General features: G+C 49.7%; 18 protein-coding genes and 1 pseudogene. 14 read left to right on the forward strand and 5 right to left on the reverse strand.

Annotated features, from left to right (window positions below; genetic code table 11):
* The first annotated feature begins 6 nt into the window (after window positions 1-6).
* From BZK40_RS12160 to BZK40_RS12175, 4 genes are read left to right on the forward strand one after another with little or no spacing between them, the layout of a single operon-like run.
* Complete coding sequence (locus BZK40_RS12160) at window positions 7-405, forward strand: DUF6950 family protein (protein ID WP_079934717.1); 399 nt, start codon at window positions 7-9, stop codon at window positions 403-405.
* Window positions 405-3,119, forward strand: a complete 2,715-nt coding sequence (locus BZK40_RS12165; RefSeq protein WP_079934718.1) for a phage tail tip protein J-related protein — start codon at window positions 405-407, stop codon at window positions 3,117-3,119. The genes BZK40_RS12160 and BZK40_RS12165 overlap by 1 nt, the downstream gene beginning before the upstream one ends.
* Window positions 3,119-4,063 carry a DUF6453 family protein gene (locus BZK40_RS12170; protein WP_079934719.1) on the forward strand — a complete coding sequence of 315 codons (945 nt, stop codon included), beginning with the start codon at window positions 3,119-3,121 and terminating at the stop codon, window positions 4,061-4,063. The genes BZK40_RS12165 and BZK40_RS12170 overlap by 1 nt, the downstream gene beginning before the upstream one ends.
* Before the next feature lie 9 nt (window positions 4,064-4,072).
* The gene (locus BZK40_RS12175) at window positions 4,073-5,476 is read left to right on the forward strand and encodes a phage tail fiber protein (protein WP_079934720.1); all 1,404 of its coding nucleotides are present in this window, start codon (window positions 4,073-4,075) and stop codon (window positions 5,474-5,476) included.
* Window positions 5,477-5,614: 138 nt separating this feature from the next.
* Here the strand turns inward: BZK40_RS12175 and BZK40_RS12180 are convergent, their stop codons facing one another.
* Both BZK40_RS12180 and BZK40_RS24800 read right to left on the reverse strand, forming a co-directional pair.
* Window positions 5,615-5,857, reverse strand: a complete 243-nt coding sequence (locus BZK40_RS12180) for a DinI family protein (protein WP_079934721.1) — start codon at window positions 5,855-5,857, stop codon at window positions 5,615-5,617.
* A 93-nt stretch (window positions 5,858-5,950) separates the two neighbouring features.
* Window positions 5,951-6,070, reverse strand: a pseudogene (locus BZK40_RS24800) (hypothetical protein); the annotation flags it as partial.
* 107 nt (window positions 6,071-6,177) lie between these two features.
* Here BZK40_RS24800 and BZK40_RS12190 point away from each other — a divergent pair.
* From BZK40_RS12190 to BZK40_RS12230, 9 genes are all read left to right on the forward strand, one after another.
* Complete coding sequence (locus BZK40_RS12190; RefSeq protein ID WP_047357985.1) at window positions 6,178-6,567, forward strand: HumD family translesion DNA polymerase; 390 nt, start codon at window positions 6,178-6,180, stop codon at window positions 6,565-6,567.
* Window positions 6,568-6,915: 348 nt separating this feature from the next.
* Window positions 6,916-7,563 (forward strand): hypothetical protein, encoded by a 648-nt coding sequence (locus BZK40_RS12195; protein ID WP_079934722.1) that lies wholly within the window; start codon window positions 6,916-6,918, stop codon window positions 7,561-7,563.
* 514 nt (window positions 7,564-8,077) lie between these two features.
* Window positions 8,078-8,263, forward strand: coding sequence for a hypothetical protein (locus BZK40_RS25025; protein ID WP_172111163.1), 186 nt, complete (start codon window positions 8,078-8,080; stop codon window positions 8,261-8,263).
* A 282-nt stretch (window positions 8,264-8,545) separates the two neighbouring features.
* Window positions 8,546-9,235 carry a LolA family protein gene (locus tag BZK40_RS12205; RefSeq protein WP_079934724.1) on the forward strand — a complete coding sequence of 230 codons (690 nt, stop codon included), beginning with the start codon at window positions 8,546-8,548 and terminating at the stop codon, window positions 9,233-9,235.
* Window positions 9,236-9,248: 13 nt separating this feature from the next.
* Window positions 9,249-9,719, forward strand: coding sequence for an SRPBCC family protein (locus BZK40_RS12210; protein ID WP_003833916.1), 471 nt, complete (start codon window positions 9,249-9,251; stop codon window positions 9,717-9,719).
* Window positions 9,720-9,927: 208 nt separating this feature from the next.
* Entirely contained in the window at window positions 9,928-11,070 is a 1,143-nt protein-coding gene (locus BZK40_RS12215) for a transglutaminase-like domain-containing protein (protein ID WP_008785086.1), read from the forward strand.
* Window positions 11,048-11,404 carry a mercuric transporter MerT family protein gene (locus BZK40_RS12220; RefSeq protein WP_003833912.1) on the forward strand — a complete coding sequence of 119 codons (357 nt, stop codon included), beginning with the start codon at window positions 11,048-11,050 and terminating at the stop codon, window positions 11,402-11,404. The genes BZK40_RS12215 and BZK40_RS12220 overlap by 23 nt, the downstream gene beginning before the upstream one ends.
* Window positions 11,401-11,682: a heavy-metal-associated domain-containing protein gene (locus BZK40_RS12225; protein WP_079934725.1), complete on the forward strand. Its 282-nt coding sequence runs from the start codon at window positions 11,401-11,403 to the stop codon at window positions 11,680-11,682. Before BZK40_RS12220 ends, BZK40_RS12225 begins: the two co-directional genes overlap by 4 nt.
* 209 nt (window positions 11,683-11,891) lie before the next feature.
* Window positions 11,892-12,557, forward strand: a complete 666-nt coding sequence (locus BZK40_RS12230) for a YecA/YgfB family protein (RefSeq protein ID WP_003034581.1) — start codon at window positions 11,892-11,894, stop codon at window positions 12,555-12,557.
* Between the two features lie 26 nt (window positions 12,558-12,583).
* On the opposite strand, the gene tyrP is transcribed toward BZK40_RS12230, so the two are convergent.
* Entirely contained in the window at window positions 12,584-13,795 is a 1,212-nt protein-coding gene (gene tyrP, locus BZK40_RS12235; RefSeq protein WP_079934726.1) for a tyrosine transporter TyrP, read from the reverse strand.
* Window positions 13,796-14,020: 225 nt separating this feature from the next.
* On the opposite strand from tyrP, the gene BZK40_RS12240 reads away from it, so the two are divergent.
* Entirely contained in the window at window positions 14,021-14,260 is a 240-nt protein-coding gene (locus BZK40_RS12240) for a YecH family metal-binding protein (RefSeq protein WP_003034586.1), read from the forward strand.
* A gap of 45 nt (window positions 14,261-14,305) precedes the next feature.
* Here BZK40_RS12240 and ftnA read toward each other — a convergent pair whose 3' ends face one another.
* Complete coding sequence (gene ftnA, locus BZK40_RS12245; protein ID WP_003034588.1) at window positions 14,306-14,803, reverse strand: non-heme ferritin; 498 nt, start codon at window positions 14,801-14,803, stop codon at window positions 14,306-14,308.
* A gap of 194 nt (window positions 14,804-14,997) precedes the next feature.
* Window positions 14,998-15,333: a YecR family lipoprotein gene (yecR, locus tag BZK40_RS12250; RefSeq protein ID WP_008785081.1), complete on the reverse strand. Its 336-nt coding sequence runs from the start codon at window positions 15,331-15,333 to the stop codon at window positions 14,998-15,000.
* Between the last annotated feature and the right edge of the window lie 116 nt (window positions 15,334-15,449).

Below are 15,449 nucleotides of genomic sequence, written 5' to 3' on the forward strand. Positions count from 1 at the left end.
GGAAGCATGAAGCATCCGGACTGGCATAACAGATTAATCACCGTAATAAGGGCCGCTGAAAAGCGGCCTTTTTTATGGGGCAGTCATGACTGCTGCCTGTTCGCGGCGGACTGTGCTCAGGCCATGTGCGGCGAGGATTTTGCGGCAGGCTGGCGCGGAACCTACGACAGTGAGAATGGGGCGAAAAAAGCGATATTGCGCGGCGGCGGTTCGCTTGAAAAGGTGCTGGCCCGTTATCTCGACGAGGTGCCGGTGAAGCTGGCGCAGCGTGGGGATATTGCCGTTGTTGAAAATGCCGGAGCGCGATGTGCCGGGGTGGTGTATTCCGGCGTTGTGTGGGTTCCTGGCGAAACTGGTCTTGTCAGTCTGCGGGTTAAACCGCTGAGTGTCTGGAGGGTGCGTTAATGCCTGCTGCTGTTCCTATTGTTGCCACCATTGCCGCAGGTGTGGCAGCGGCAAATGAAATGTATGCCATTGCAATGGTTATTACAGTTGCCGCACAGATTGCCACTCAGGCGCTGACCAAGACCCCATCGCTAAATTCCTACCGTGATACGTCTGAACGCAAACAGGTTCTGCGCGCAGCGGCCAGTGCCAAAACCGTTGTTTATGGTCGCTCCACATCAGCAGGAACGCTGTTCTTTTCCGAAGAGCAGGCTGGCGAACAGGATGATGGCGAAATGCTGCATCTGGCCATAGCCCTTGCAGGGCATCCATTATCCGGTGTGCAGACTGTCTGGCTTGGTGATGAGCCGATCAGTAGCTATCCTGAGCATGCCTTTTTCGAGCTGCACACCAATCGCCAGACGGCGGACCCTTACATGCTGGAAAACTGCCCGTCATGGAAAGAAGACATGATCGGGAAAGGGATCACCTGGCTACGCGTATCCCTGAAGTTCAACGCTGAAAAATTCCCGGCAGGTATCCCTAACATCAAGGTCGAAAAACAGGGGCGTGCCGTTTATGACCCGCGCACCGGGTTGACGGGTTACAGCAACAATGCGGCGCTGGTTATCCTGGACTATTACCGCAATTACCTGAAAGTACCCGATACCGATATTCTCTGGGACCAGTTTAAGGAAGCGGCGAATATCTGTGATGAGGATATGATTACTGGCGGTAATACCGTTGAGAAGCGCTATACCATCAACGGTGAGTTCGATCTCAGTGAAAACAAGGTCAGTATTCTGGAGGGGATGCTGGCGGCATGCGCCGGGGATGTAACGTACACCGCGGGTAAACATGGCCTTCTGGTCGGGGCTTATTATGGTCCTGCGACAGAGGTGATCACTGAGAGCCAGCTGGCCGGTGATATCGAAATCATGCCGGAAGTATCTCAGGCGGAACGTGTTAACACCATCAAGGGGACGTTTGTCGATCCGCAACAGGGGTACACCGAAGCAGATTTCCCCCCTGTGTCAGTCAGTGAATGGGTGACGGAAGACGGCGTGGAAATATCGCAGGATATGAAGCTGCGATTTGTGACCTCTGAATTTCAGGCCCAGCGTCTGGCAGACGTGAAGTTAAAGCGCACTCGCATCGCCAGGACGATGAACGTAACGTTAAACCTGAGCGGGTACCGTTACCGCCCGGGAATGTATGTGAAGGTGAATTTCCCGTCTATCGGTATCGTTAATGTTGAAATGCGGGTAACTGACTGGAAGTTCGGCGTTCAAAATGGCGTACAGCTGACACTGAAGCAGGAAACCGCAGATGTCTGGGGCGATGCCGTTGGTAAACCGATCGAGAGACCGCCGTTCACTCAGTTGCCATCAGGCGGTGTGGCGCAGCCGCAGAACCTGAAATACACCGTGGAGGAAATTGGTCAGGTCGTACAGGGCATTTTGTCCTGGCAGAATATCGGGCAGGTGGTCTACAACAAAGTGATCATTCGTCGCAATGGTCAAATGGTGATGTCCGTCCAGGTTCCGGGAACGTTCACGCGTCTTACCGGGTTACCAAAAAATACCTACACAGCCCATGTTATTGCCGTAAACCAGATGGGGGCAGAGTCGCCGGAAGGGTATCTGGAATTCAGTATCGAAGCCCCGCCAGCACCTTCCCATGTTGATATTGAGCAGGGGTTCTTTGCCGTCACGCTGATCCCGCGTCTGGCGGCGATCGCTAATGTTTCAACGCAGTTCGATTTCTGGACGTCAGGTGAAACGAAACTACCTGATACCTCAACAGCGACCGTGGAAGGGAATGCCAGCCGCGAAGGCATGGGAACCACATGGACAAGCAATCAGCTACAGGTTGGACATACCTATTACTGGTACATCAGAACGGTTAACGCCTTTGGTGCATCGGGTTTTATCGAAGTTCCGGCGTTGTGTTCTATGGACACGGGTGGGCTGATTGACATCATAGATGATCAGATTCAGAACTCTGATGCGTTCCAGAACGTTAAAGCCGGTGTCGATACGAACCTGGAAGGCATTATGGAAAATGCGCTGGCAAATCATGGCACTGTTGAACACCAGTGGGTTCAGTATGGCGAAGTTCGCGCTGACATTCTGGTCGTAAAAACTACGGTGGCCACCGCCGAGCAGGGGCTTGCTGACTTATCAACTTATGTTCAGGCTCAAATAGGACCTGATGGCAGTCTGACCTCTGCGGTAAACCAGAAAATGACTGCGGTGGTGAACAGCGACGGAACAGCCAAAGCCTCCTACACGCTTAACATGGGCATCGTGAGAAACGGTGTTAAATACAACACTGGTTTCGGTATGTCTATCGAGCCTGATGGAAACAGCTATAAATCCACGGTTGTCTTTGCCGCAGATCAGTTCGGCATTTATTCCGGTAATAACCCCGGTAACTGGCAGGCTGCATTCTTTGTCTATAACGGGCAGGTATTTATTCGCAGTGTGCTCATCCAGGAAGCATCCATTGATTTCGGTAAAATTACGGACTCGCTTCAATCCTCAAATTTCATACCCGGCGTAAGGGGGTGGAATTTACCCAAGAATGCCAGCCCGGAATTCCATGGAAAGTTATATGCCGACAGCGGCGAATTTGCATTCAACGGTGTTAATAACGTTGTCAAAATTGATGGTAATGGTGTGACCGTCAACTTGTCTGGTGGTGGACGGGTTGTCGTCGGGAGGTGGTCATAATGCCGGAAGGGATATTAATCGACTACAACGATGGCCGTCCGGCAATGGAAATTACTGCGGGGCTGCGTGCCCCCAGTTTTTGTACATCCTTCTCGGGCTGGTCATCTCAGTTCATGCAGTACCCTGTCAATACGCCACTCGTTCCTGGTTCACAGGCTATCGTTGTGCCAACGAACCCCATTTACATCTATGCCTTTGCTGAATTTGATGTGGCCATTATGACCAGCGTCACCCGAAACGGTGATTCCGGGGTAATTATCGGGGCTGAGACCATAGGCGGAAAAAGTCTTGTCCCCGACTGGTCTGGTTACGTCATGGAGCTGCTGCCTGCGGCGACGTATAACGAAGGGCTGTTTGTTTCAAACTCGACTGACTTCACCGCCATATCCAATCAGGCCGCGCTGATGACCTGCGCCTGGTCCGGACGCATTACGGTTAACGGCAGTGCTGCGCTTCCGGTGAGCGGTATTCCTTTCGGTAAATGGGATAACCCGAATGTGTCGGTAGGGTTTGATGGCGGCAATATCATCGTTCGCGATATTTCCTACACAGGACGGGACGATGTGGCCGGAACGGCGACGATTGACCTGGTGATATTCAATCAGACCGCACCTGTCGGCGGCGACGGTATCACGATGACCAACGCCGCAGGCCAGGTCACGTTCTCCACGCTGAAACGCCCCTTTGTGTATGACAGACAAATCCAGATTACCGATGCCTTTCAGGACATTGGCGGCGGGTTCTGCCAGATAGTCTATACCGGCGTTCAGGTACGCATGCTCAGCGGATGGGGAAATATCAGAACCAAAGGCGTGGTCATGACAGGCGGTAGCGTCAGGTCGGCCTACAACAAAGTGTTTGCCGACCGTAATTCCGGTTCATGGGATATGACCCGTAACAGAAATATCGCCATGCCCATTATTATTCTTCCGAACATGTATTAAGGAACCACCATGTCTGCAGGTGTTATTCAGTTAACTCATAACTCGGCAACAGTTCTTGGCTATCAGGCCTCTTTTAGTACGACGCTTCAGCCTGGCGACTTTGTCGTTTCTGTGGTGGGCGGCATCGCCTACACCCTTCCGGTAAAATCCATTGAGAGCAATGATTCGCTGACACTGGTCAGTGCCTTTACTGGCCCGACAGCAAATAACCTGGCCTGGGATGCCGTATCCCGTGTGACACTGAATATGGTCACTGCCGCAATGGTGGTGCAGAACACGGAGGCGCTGCGGGGGCTGAATTACGACAAACAGAACTGGCAACTGATATTCAGCAGCAGTGGAGATGTCACGGTAAAATTGCCGGATGGCAGTTCATTCACCGGACCCGCATGGGGTGGTATTGCAGCCACTCTGAACAGTATTAATCAGGCGTTGACCGGGGTGGGCCAGGAGTTAAGTAAAAAGTTGTCCAAAAGCGCGAATCTGTCCGATTTAACAGATGCATCTGCGGCCAGAAACGCATTAGGCCTTGGAACCGCTGCCACACGCAACACGACGGCTGCGCCAGCAGGAACTGCAGTAATGTCGAAGTATCCGGAAGATATGCGAGGGATCGTTTCATATGCTGTACCTAATGCTTATCCTATGGGTATTACCGCGGGTGTTCATACCGGGCAAATATTAGGGTTAGCAGCGGACAGAGCAATTGGCCTGATAAACATTCGTCCATGGCCAGATGATTCCGCAGCTGAAATGAATTTTCAGCTGTTTTCTTATTCAAACGGTGGCGTACCTGTCTGTGGTGTCGTGGTTCCGAAATACGCCCCCGTGGGGAATATGTGGTATTACGAAGCTCCTGCTTATTTCTGGCATACCCGAAACACGATAACTGACGGAAATGGATTCATAAAAAAGGCCTCTCCGGTGCTTAAACTGTTTAGTGACGGAACATCTGAATGCACAACAGAAGCCGAAGGCTGTGTATCTGAGCGAATTGATACGGGGCAATACCTTATCACCGGCTGCATTGGCCTGAATGCTGATGCTGCATGGGGTGGGATCGATGGCGGTTTTGAAATCCCTGTCGACAGAAACAAGCAACCCCGCATCTGGCTGGACTACAAAGTCAATGCTGATGGCTCTGTACTGGTCAGAACGTATCACCGGGTTCATTCCTCAGCGCCACCGTTTGCTCAGAACCGAATAGGGAACACTGATATTGACGGCGTGTTTACTGAGACAGTGGCTGACGGTGAGCCTGTCGATATTCCGGCAGATTCTTTTGTGTCTGTGCGTGTGGAAATGCCGGAAGACAGCATCTGGCAACAGAGACAAAGAGAGGCGAAAGAGGCTCAGGAGGCGATGGTAAAAGCTGAACTGGAACGCCAGCAAAATCAGCAGGAGGATCAATAGGACAAATTGGCAGGTGCCGCAGCCACGCCGTATGCAAGAGCATGTCTGCGACCGACTGGCGAACGTTCGATAGTGCGAGTATTGAATGATGGCCAGTCACAGCGGATTGTACTTAAGCAATATGACGGTTCAAGGCGTTTAATCTGAAACCAGCCACATATCAGCCTCTTCAAACATTTCCTGAACAGTACGGCTTATCTGTTCTTTCTCATGCTTGCTGGCGTCAGTGTTGATTGCCGGCAGTGTCATCATCGGTTTTACCCGAATTTCAGCATCGGGGAAGACCCGGTGAACCCTCTTAGTTAACTCGCCCAGAATGATATCTTTTGCACCGGGCAGGCCATCAAAATTCCTTTTGTCATAAACGAGTTCCACGAACATTGCTTATTGCCTCTTTACTGGATGGATATACAGTATTTATACTGTGTTTTTATCCGGTATTCAAGAGAGGGCGTGATGATGCCACGACGCAGCGATATTGAAATAGCCTGGTATGCTTCGATACAGCAGGAACCGAATGGCCGGAAGACCGTCACCACACAGCGGTTTGTCCAGGAGTTGAGCAAGGTTAACTGGAACTGGACGATGAAGCAGGCCAACGAATGGATCGAGTGGTATGTGACAACATTCCGCGATGTATCAACGCAGGAAGGCGAGAACCGTACCTTCCAGCTGTTCAATCCAAACGGAGGACTCTAGCCATGGGCTTTCCTTCACCTGCGGCAGATTACGTTGAAACAAGGATCTCCCTCGACCAGCAGCTAATCAGCCAGCCCGCAGCGACTTATTTCATGCGGGCATCGCGTTCACATTTCAGGGAAGGGATAATTCAGGGGGCGCTACTGGTTGTTGATGCGTCACTTTCTCCCTGTGATGGCTCGCTGCTGATATGCGCGATAGACGGAGAATTCAGGATCAAGCGATATCGGACTCATCCTCAGCCCCACCTGGTTAATCTGGAGAACGGAAGAAGGGAGGCGCTGCCAGCAGATGATGACGGTTACAGTTCTGCGCCCGCTATATTCGGAGTGATCACGTACATCATTAATGATGCCAGGAACGCGGAGTTTGATGACTGCCCGGTGATGTGAATCGCTGAAATTTTACGGCGAAATTGATGCCTTGTGTCGGGGATTTTTCCCCGATTAATCCCCACTGCTTCCCCGTTCAGAAAACAGGCATAAAAAAACCAGCCGTAAAAGGCTGGCTCTTAGAGATTTTTGTCGGCACGAGAAGATTTGAACCCCCGACCCCCATGATGGGTTCTACCAAGAGGGTACCGATTAGTGCGATCAGTGGGTAACTATAGGGAGCATGCTAACTGAAAATGTAGTCTCTGGCACTCACTTCATCACAGTTAATTTATGTTGAAACAACACATTAATTCTACTTTGCTTAGGTTAAAATCGAACAATTCTAAATTTATAATGGGTGCTTGTATGTTCGAACTTAGCCCTGGTATGCAGGGATTCATCGGTGGGGCTGCCGCTGTGGGGTTTCCTCTTTTATTTAATTTGACCAAGGAGATCGTCTTTGATAGGCGAAAGATAAAGGCAGAACGCACTTACATAAGTGTTCAGCTTGTTTTTCTTCTAGATAAATTTGTTAGTGAATGTGCCGAAGTTTCATGGGATAGAGGATTTGATGAAACCTATCAGGAACCTGAACATCCTGAGTATCTACAGATACAAGTCGAACCCCCAGTTTTCGATATGAGCAGTGTAAAAGGTGAGTACAAGCATCTTGAACCAAAGCTTATTTACAGGTTGCAATCCATCGATATTGAATTACTGAAAATAAAGCAAGAATTGCGAGAGATGACCAATAATCCCAATTTTGGTCCAGAATTTATGGATCGATACATCCTGTTAAGACGAGAGCTTTATGCAGATATGGGGTTGAAGGTCGCAGAATTATCTGAGGATATCCGTGAAAAGTTGAAAATAGATGCTGATCACGGATGGTCACCAAAAGATAACTTACTGAGAAGTAAAGCACATATTGCGCGAATCAAATCAAGGACGGAAATCAACAAAATGTTGAAGAGAGCAGCACGAGTTATGAGAGCAAAACAGCATCCATTTTGATTTTAATCCAGAATTTATAAGGTTATACATTATATGCAAAAAGTAAGGTGCGTTCTGCCAACTTCACATTACGAGGTAAACGTGAAGAAAAGTTAGCATGATGATCCTTCGCCATTAATGTTTAATCTTAGTGGTAACCTTTTGAATGTTCAGGAGGCAATTTACTGAACTATTGGCGAAAAAGTGACGCAACCTATTGATAATTATGAATAACACGCATGATTTAAAATCCCTCGGCGTTCGCGCTGTGTGGGTTCAAGTCCCACTCCGGGTACCATGGGAAAGAACAGAATAATCAAAGCAATAAGCAGTGTCGTGAAACCACCTACGGGTGGTTTTTTTGTGCCTGTTTTTTACAAGTATAGATACCTTGCGTCAAGCAACCTGCCAGAAACGTAAACTGCCCTCTATATACTCACTATTGCTAATCAATCTATCGCCGAATCGGCGCATTAAACATAAAACCCCCTCGGGCAGGGTTGTTGATAAACCCATCGCGGGCGGGATTATAGTTGTGATCCTGGAAACCATTCATCAGGATGGGATCGCCAAAGCCATCCTGTATCGCCAGCTGTCTGTGGATTCGGTTTCGTGCCCTGAACGTGAAAGCGAAATCATTCGTCCCGCCAATGACGATCACGCCATTACCAGCTCGAAGTGCCTCGCTCAACTCTTGCTCTCTAACAACCTGGTTTTGTAACGCGCTGGCTGTGGCAGACGATGACGCCAGCAGCAGTAATATGAGAACGGCGCATGAAAATACCGATGGCAGTTTCATGATTAATACCTATAAAAAGCATGGCTATTAAAGTATAGCTTTATGTTGTCATCTTAACTGAAAAGAAAACCAATAATTTAAACCTGCTATCTATACTGTGTTTAAAAGTCCGGAAGAGTAGTGCCGCGCAGTTAAGAACTATAATAAAAACAGCCAACAGATGATTACTTCTGTTGGCAGACAGTGCTGGTTCAGGGGGCTGCTATGAACATTTCATCTTTTCCGATAGTTATGTTCGCAGCATTGCTTACCTTTAGTGGTGCAGCATATTCGGTGGAAGAAGGGGATATCTTTTCGCAGAATGCCAGGGCTACGGATCCCATCGCGTTTTCTCAACAGTCATTTAATAACCTGACATCTTATCAGGTTATGATGCGCTCCTCGTCGCCATCCGATGAAAGCAAAATTATTCGCTATAGCTTTCAAAAGACTGGGTATGTGCGGATGGATTTTACCCAACCGCATTCAGGTGCGGTGCTTATTTTTAATCCTGTCAGCGGTAAAGTGACGTTATGGCCATTTGGTGTGGGTTCGTTGCCCATTTTGCACCTGTCGCCTACTAATTCATTGATCCAGGATGAGCGCGGTCATCGGGTGGATCGTTCTGATATCGGCGTGTTGTTGGGCAATATTCGTCATCTGCAACGCGAAGGGACAACAACCACAGTTGGTAATGAAAACCTTGCAGGACGGGCGACGACGCGCGTATCTGTGGTTGGGCCAGGAACAATGGCGGTTGATGGTGTTCACCGCTATGACGTCTGGCTGGATAATTATCACGGACTCCCTGCCAAAGTGATCAGCTATGCGCCAGATGGGCAGCGATTAGAAACCGTGCTTCTGGATGCTATGGTCATTAACATCCGTTTTCCCGCCAATTTCTTCTCGCCTTGAGGGAGTCTGTATTATGGCTAACTATCGGTTTTCCACCGTCTGGCGGGTTGAGGCTTCAATTCAGGAGGTATGGGATGTTTTTTCTCATCCCGATCAGTGGCCAGAATGGTGGGAAAGTCTGGAACGCATTGTTGAGATTAAAAAAGGTGATATACAGGGCATTGGGGCGCTGCATCGTTATACCTGGAAAGGAGCGCTTCCTTATCGCTTAACCTTTGATATCAACGTGTTGAATATTCTGCCCTGCTCGCTGCTTGAGGGGCAAGCCAGCGGGGCGGTTGAAGGGCGAGGCGTGTGGTCTTTTTCTGCCAGTGGCGCAGAAACCATCGTCAGATATGACTGGAATGTGCGTACCACGATCCGCTGGATGAATTACCTGGCCCCGCTGGCAGCACCTGTATTTCGCTGGAATCACGATATGGTTATGCGCGAGGGGGCAAGAGGGTTAGCCCGCAAACTGGCAACGAATGTCTATATTTTCTGAACTCGCCCTCACTGCTGTACTTTTTGCCTGCCTATGGCTTACTATCTGTCGCGCAGTTTCTCATTTCATTCACAGTTAACAGGTCTGTTATTGATGAATAACCTCCATCGGCTTACCTTTTTATGTCAGCGTCTGTCTGCTGTGATGATCGCATACGGTTTTTACCTTCTTAGCCGTAGCTCAACTCTTACAACATGGACAGACAGCAATGCAACGTCGACAATTTCTCAAAAATAGCGTTCTCCTTTCCGCCGCCGGTTTAGTCGGTCCTGCGGTTATTAGCCAGACGGTTCACGCCGCTGAGCCATCCGTTGCACCAGTCGCGCGTCGGCGCTTTGTGTTATCCCAGACGTATAAACTTAACCCTCCTAAGGGATCGAGCGGCGTGGTAAAACTGTGGATCCCGCTTCCGGTAGATACCGCGTTTCAACAAATGACGGCGCTTGCGTTTAGCGGAAACTATAAGCAGGCGTACGTTACCACTAATAATACTTATGGCGCGAAAACGCTGTTCGCCACCTGGCCTGACTCGCAGGGCGAATTGTTGATTAACGTTGATATCGACATTGAAACCGCCGACTGGGAGCCGCTGAAGCAGGACGCGCTGAAAACCTGGCAAGCGCCGGAGCAGATTATTTATCCGCTTGATGTAAAACCGTACCTGCTACCGACGACACATACCCCAGTTGATGGGCTTGTTCTGGAAACTGCGCGTAAAATCACCGGTAATGAGCAGGATCCGCTGAAAAAAGCGCGCCTGATTTACGAATGGGTGAGTAGCCATATGGAGCGCGATAACGACGTTATTGGCTGCGGCACGGGGGATGTGGCGGAGATCTTAAAAAGCGGTAAGCTCAAAGGAAAATGCACCGACATGAGCTCCGTTTTTGTGGCTCTGGCGCGGGCCAGCGGCATTCCGGCGCGCGAACTGTTTGGCATCCGTCTGGGCAAAGCCAATAAACTCGAACGTTACTCGAAAAGCGCTTTTGGCAAAGCAGACAGTGCAGGCGTCGCCGATGTGAGCGGCGGGCAACATTGCCGAGCCGAATTCTATCTGGCCGGTTACGGCTGGTTACCGTGCGATCCTGCTGATGTGACCAAAATGCGTCTGGCAGAGAAAAAGTCGCATCAGGACGCCGATGTCCAGGCGGTAAACACTTACCTGTTTGGTAACTGGGAAATGAACTGGGTTGGATTTAACTACGGGCGTGATTTCGAGCTGTATCCAGCAACGGAGCAGGGAGCCATGAACAACTTTGGCTATCCTTACGCTGAAGTCGATGGTGACCCGATCAATTTCTATGATCCTAAAGCGTTCTCCTACAGCTATGTCGCCACAGAACAACGCTAAAGGGGCGGGACTCACCCTGTTGACGGCCGCTGCGGCTGCTGTCACCGCGGGCTTATGCTGCGTTGGACCGCTGCTCTATCTGTTGTTTGGTATTTCGGCGGCGAGCTTTGCTGTTTTCACCCAGTTTGAGTTTTTGCGAATTCCCCTGATGCTGGTGTCATTGGGCTTATTACTGCGCGTCTTCTGGCGGCTCTATTTTTCCAGGCGGCTGTGGTGCTCCGGATGGTTAACGTTGAAGCAAGCGCGCGTTCTCTACTGGTGCGCGCTGGCGTTGATTTTGCCGGTGCTATTTTATCCAACGCTCGTTGCCTGGTTTTATGAGGTATTTGAATGAAAATCTTCACATTAGTTGCATGCTTGTTGCTGCCGCAGTGGGCTCAGGCGGCCAATCAAAAAGTGGTGCTGGATATACAAAATATGACCTGCTCGCTGTGCGTTATTTCGGTCAATCAGGCGCTACGTGAAACCGATGGTGTGATTAAAGCAAAATCCTCCCTAAAAACCCGACAAGCAGAAGCGATTGTGCCAGAAGGTTTCCCAACCGATACGTTACTTAACGCGGTAGCGAAAACGGGCTATACCGCAACGCTCAACCGTATTGAACAACAGTAAACCACCTACGGGTGGTTTTATTGTGTTTTCCCGGTATGATGCCCGGCGGCTTAGTGTTCTCTTTTGTGCGTTAACTTCCGGAATTCCCCTCGTTTCCTGTTAACCTGAACAGGCGGCAGCTATATGCCGCATATGCCCATTTTTATCTGTTATCCCTCCAGCCATGTAGGATGATCACAGGCAAGATTTTTTGACTAAGGAAAAGCGTTATGAAAACGGGACCATTAAACGAGAGCGAACTGGAATGGCTGGATGATGTACTGACTAAGTACAATACAGACAAGGCTATTCTGGATGTGTCAGAACTGGATGGTTTGCTGACGGCGGTGTTGAGTTCACCGTATGAAATTGAACCAGAGCAGTGGCTGGTCGCAATTTGGGGCGGCGCGCAGTATGTCCCTCGCTGGTCCTCCGAAAAAGAAATGACGCGTTTCATGAACCTGGCGTTTCAACATATGGCGGATACGGCCGATCGTCTGGATGAATATCCTGAGCAGTTTGAGCCGCTGTTTGGTTTGCGTGAAATTGACGAGCATGAACTGACCATCGTTGAAGAGTGGTGCTTTGGTTATATGCGCGGTGTCGCACTGTCAGACTGGTCCGCGTTACCGGACACGTTAAAACCAGCACTTGAAGCTATTGCGCTGCACGGTACGGAAGAGAACTTTGCGGTGGTTGAGAAACTAACGCCGGAAGCGTTTGAAGAGAGCGTGGATGCAATCCGCCTGGCTGCGCTGGACCTGCATGCTTACTGGATGGCGCATCCTCAGGAAACGCCGGTCAAAGTACCGGTGAAAGTGGATGCCAAAGTAGGGCGCAATGACCCTTGTCCGTGTGGCAGCGGCAAGAAATATAAGCAGTGCTGTTTGCATTAACAGAAAGGGGCGAAAGCCCCTTTGTTTTAACCCACTTCTGGTAGTAATCCTGCTGCAATAGAAAACTGTACTGCTATCACCACAATGCCGCACAAAAATACCAGCGCCAGCGCCGGAGCACCGCCTGCTACGCGGTAGTTGGCCTGCGGATTATGTTTTCTGCTCTGCCAGGCCAGCATCGAGGGAATGAGCAGCGCCAGCACCGCCAGGGCAACGCCCGCATATCCTAATGCCATGACAAAACCACGCGGATAGAACAGCGCGAATGCCAGCGGTGGCAGGAAGGTCAACGCGCCGGTTTGCATTCTTCCCGCTACGGTATTGCGGCGCTGGAAGAGGTCGGCCAGGTAGTCAAATAATCCCAATGCAACGCCGAGGAAAGAGGTTGCCAGCGCGAGGTCAGCAAACAGATGCACCGCCAGTTCGACGTGCGGCGAAGCCACGACTTCACGCAATGCCTGCAATAAGCCGTTTAAGCCTGCGTGATTGGCTAAAAGCCCCATGAATGTTGTCGAGTTAATGCTACCAAGCGTCGCCAGTTGCCAGAAGATATAGGCGACCAGAGGAATAGCGCTACCCGTAATAAACACCCAACGCAGTTTACGGATGTTACCGTTCATATAGCTGACGATACTGGGAACACTGCCGTGAAAACCGAACGAGGTGAAGATGACCGGGATTGCGGAGAGCGCCAGCCCCTGTTGCAGCGGCAGCGTAAGCAGGTTCACTTTATGAATATGCGGCATTAACAGAGCCAGCATCGCCACCAGGAAGATTATCTTGGCACTGAATAGCAGACGGTTGAACAGATCGACCAGCGAGGTCCCAACACAAACCACGCCACCGGCAACAAAGGTGAACAGCAGTACGCCTGTTGTCGGGGAAATATTTGTTCCGGTCCAGTCGCTGATGCTGGAGGCCAGCAGTTCACCTGCACCACTGATGTACGCCGCCGTCAGAGCATACATTAAAAACATCATGCTAAAGCCCGTTACCCATTGTCCGTAACGACCAAGATAACGTTTTGCCAGCGTACCCAGCCCGGTGTCTGCCGGGACATGTTGATACACTTCAAGCAGCAACAGCGCGGTGTAGCACATCAACGCCCAAAGACTGACTAACAATACCAGCGTGACGCTAAACCCCACGCCTGCCGCAGCCAGCGGCATTGCCAACATACCGGCACCAATCGTGGTTCCCGCCACGATAAAAATACTACCCAGGGTTCTGTTTTTCACGCTTTCCTCTGTCCCAGAGATAATCAATGGTTATATCTGCGGCGCAGAATAAGGCAAAACGCTATTTTCGTCAAATCAACGTTACAATGACTGTACATTAATGTTTACGATGTTTTGGCCGTTAAGATGTATAACAAATGACATTTATCTGCTGATAAACCTGCGTTAGCGCAAAGCGACGATGTGCGGTTCACATTAGGCTACGGACTTTATTAAGGAGGTAATATGGAATCTATTCACGGTCACGAAGTGCTTAACATGATGATTGAATCTGGTGAGCAGTATTCAAATGCCAGCCTTGAAGCGGCGATTACGGCACGTTTCGGCGAGCAGGCGCGTTTTCACACTTGTTCTGCGGCGGATATGACGGCAGGCGAGTTGGTGGCGTTTTTAGCGGCGAAGGGAAAGTTTATTGCAAAAGAAGACGGCTTCTCTACGCACGAAAGCAAGATCTGCCGTCACTGATTTCAAGGGGTAATGATGGCGGGTTGCCTTCATTACCCTAAAATATTAATTCTGTGTATCAAGCGTAGCCAGTTCTTTGTCGATGAAATAAAGACCTTCGCCGCTTTTTCCTGCCAGCGACAGCTTATCAATAACAGATTTAAATAATTTCTCTTCTTCATGCTGCTCGGCAACATACCATTGCAGGAAATTAAAGGTTGGATAATCCTGGTGGGTCATTGCCGCGTGTGCCAGCTCATTAATTTTCTGGGTGATTAGCTGCTCGTGTTCGTAAGTAACACGGAACAGTTCATCCAGAGAAGCATATTCAGCAAAGGGTGAAGAAACGGTATTAATACGCGGCAAGCTGCCGGTATCGGTCAGGTAGTCGAACAGACGCTGCATGTGCGTCATCTCTTCCTGGGCGTGACGGCGCAAAAACGCGGCAGCACCTTCGAAGCTGTGATAGCTGCACCACGCGCTCATCTGTTGGTAGAGCAGAGATGAATATAATTCAAGATTCATTTGCTCATTCAGTTGGTCGATCATTTCTGTTTTCAGCATGGTTCTGCTCCACAAACGTTATTATATATTGACGTGGCGCCACTATAATTTGTTATTTAATTATTTGCAAAAGGTAAAATAATAAATTTATTTATTAAAAATGCGAATGGGAATAAAACGCATTAACGATATTAAACGGAGGATATAAATAATAAAGTGGTAAAAGACCAGCAAAAATGAGCTGGTCGGAAATATTAATAATTGAAAGAAGGCGATTGGGGCACCGCGACACCATGACACTGCCAGGCGAGTGTAATTTTGGTATTTAAGCACAGAGAGCCTGCATACACGCTACAGGTTGACACCGGCTGACCAAACGCTTCTGCGCTGGCATAGCCCAGGCGCTGACACTCTTTGGTGGCTGTCCCTTGGGTAACGTAGTCATCGGTACGTGCTGTTTGTAACATGGCCTGATTATAAGTCAGGCGAACCACACCAGTGATGGCGCTGGCTTCGCTGACCTGTGCCTGTTTTGTAATTGTGCATCCTGTCAGCATGAGCGGCAAAAGCGCTAGGATAAAGGTCTTCATGAGATCGCTCTGAAAGTTCGAAGATACACTATCATGGCATACAGAGACCCTCATCAATGGCTTGAATAGCCCGAAGATCACCTGCGATTAATCACAACGAGGTCATTTGTTTGAGG

Origin of the sequence: Citrobacter portucalensis (assembly GCF_002042885.1) — a bacterium.
GTDB classification, from domain to species: Bacteria; Pseudomonadota; Gammaproteobacteria; order Enterobacterales; family Enterobacteriaceae; genus Citrobacter; species Citrobacter portucalensis.

What these genes read in the sequence shown, in the direction of transcription:
- BZK40_RS12170 (WP_079934719.1), top strand. Translation starts at nt 3,119, where the DNA reads ATGCCGGAAGGGATATTAATCGACTACAACGATGGCCGTCCGGCAATG.
- BZK40_RS12195 (WP_079934722.1), top strand. Translation starts at nt 6,916, where the DNA reads ATGTTCGAACTTAGCCCTGGTATGCAGGGATTCATCGGTGGGGCTGCC.
- BZK40_RS12180 (WP_079934721.1), bottom strand. Translation starts at nt 5,857, where the DNA reads ATGTTCGTGGAACTCGTTTATGACAAAAGGAATTTTGATGGCCTGCCC.
- BZK40_RS12160 (WP_079934717.1), top strand. Translation starts at nt 7, where the DNA reads ATGAAGCATCCGGACTGGCATAACAGATTAATCACCGTAATAAGGGCC.
- ftnA (WP_003034588.1), bottom strand. Translation starts at nt 14,803, where the DNA reads ATGCTGAAAACAGAAATGATCGACCAACTGAATGAGCAAATGAATCTT.
- BZK40_RS12190 (WP_047357985.1), top strand. Translation starts at nt 6,178, where the DNA reads ATGGGCTTTCCTTCACCTGCGGCAGATTACGTTGAAACAAGGATCTCC.
- BZK40_RS12240 (WP_003034586.1), top strand. Translation starts at nt 14,021, where the DNA reads ATGGAATCTATTCACGGTCACGAAGTGCTTAACATGATGATTGAATCT.
- BZK40_RS12205 (WP_079934724.1), top strand. Translation starts at nt 8,546, where the DNA reads ATGAACATTTCATCTTTTCCGATAGTTATGTTCGCAGCATTGCTTACC.
- BZK40_RS12165 (WP_079934718.1), top strand. Translation starts at nt 405, where the DNA reads ATGCCTGCTGCTGTTCCTATTGTTGCCACCATTGCCGCAGGTGTGGCA.
- BZK40_RS12175 (WP_079934720.1), top strand. Translation starts at nt 4,073, where the DNA reads ATGTCTGCAGGTGTTATTCAGTTAACTCATAACTCGGCAACAGTTCTT.
- BZK40_RS12225 (WP_079934725.1), top strand. Translation starts at nt 11,401, where the DNA reads ATGAAAATCTTCACATTAGTTGCATGCTTGTTGCTGCCGCAGTGGGCT.
- BZK40_RS12230 (WP_003034581.1), top strand. Translation starts at nt 11,892, where the DNA reads ATGAAAACGGGACCATTAAACGAGAGCGAACTGGAATGGCTGGATGAT.
- yecR (WP_008785081.1), bottom strand. Translation starts at nt 15,333, where the DNA reads ATGAAGACCTTTATCCTAGCGCTTTTGCCGCTCATGCTGACAGGATGC.
- BZK40_RS12215 (WP_008785086.1), top strand. Translation starts at nt 9,928, where the DNA reads ATGCAACGTCGACAATTTCTCAAAAATAGCGTTCTCCTTTCCGCCGCC.
- BZK40_RS12210 (WP_003833916.1), top strand. Translation starts at nt 9,249, where the DNA reads ATGGCTAACTATCGGTTTTCCACCGTCTGGCGGGTTGAGGCTTCAATT.
- BZK40_RS12220 (WP_003833912.1), top strand. Translation starts at nt 11,048, where the DNA reads ATGTCGCCACAGAACAACGCTAAAGGGGCGGGACTCACCCTGTTGACG.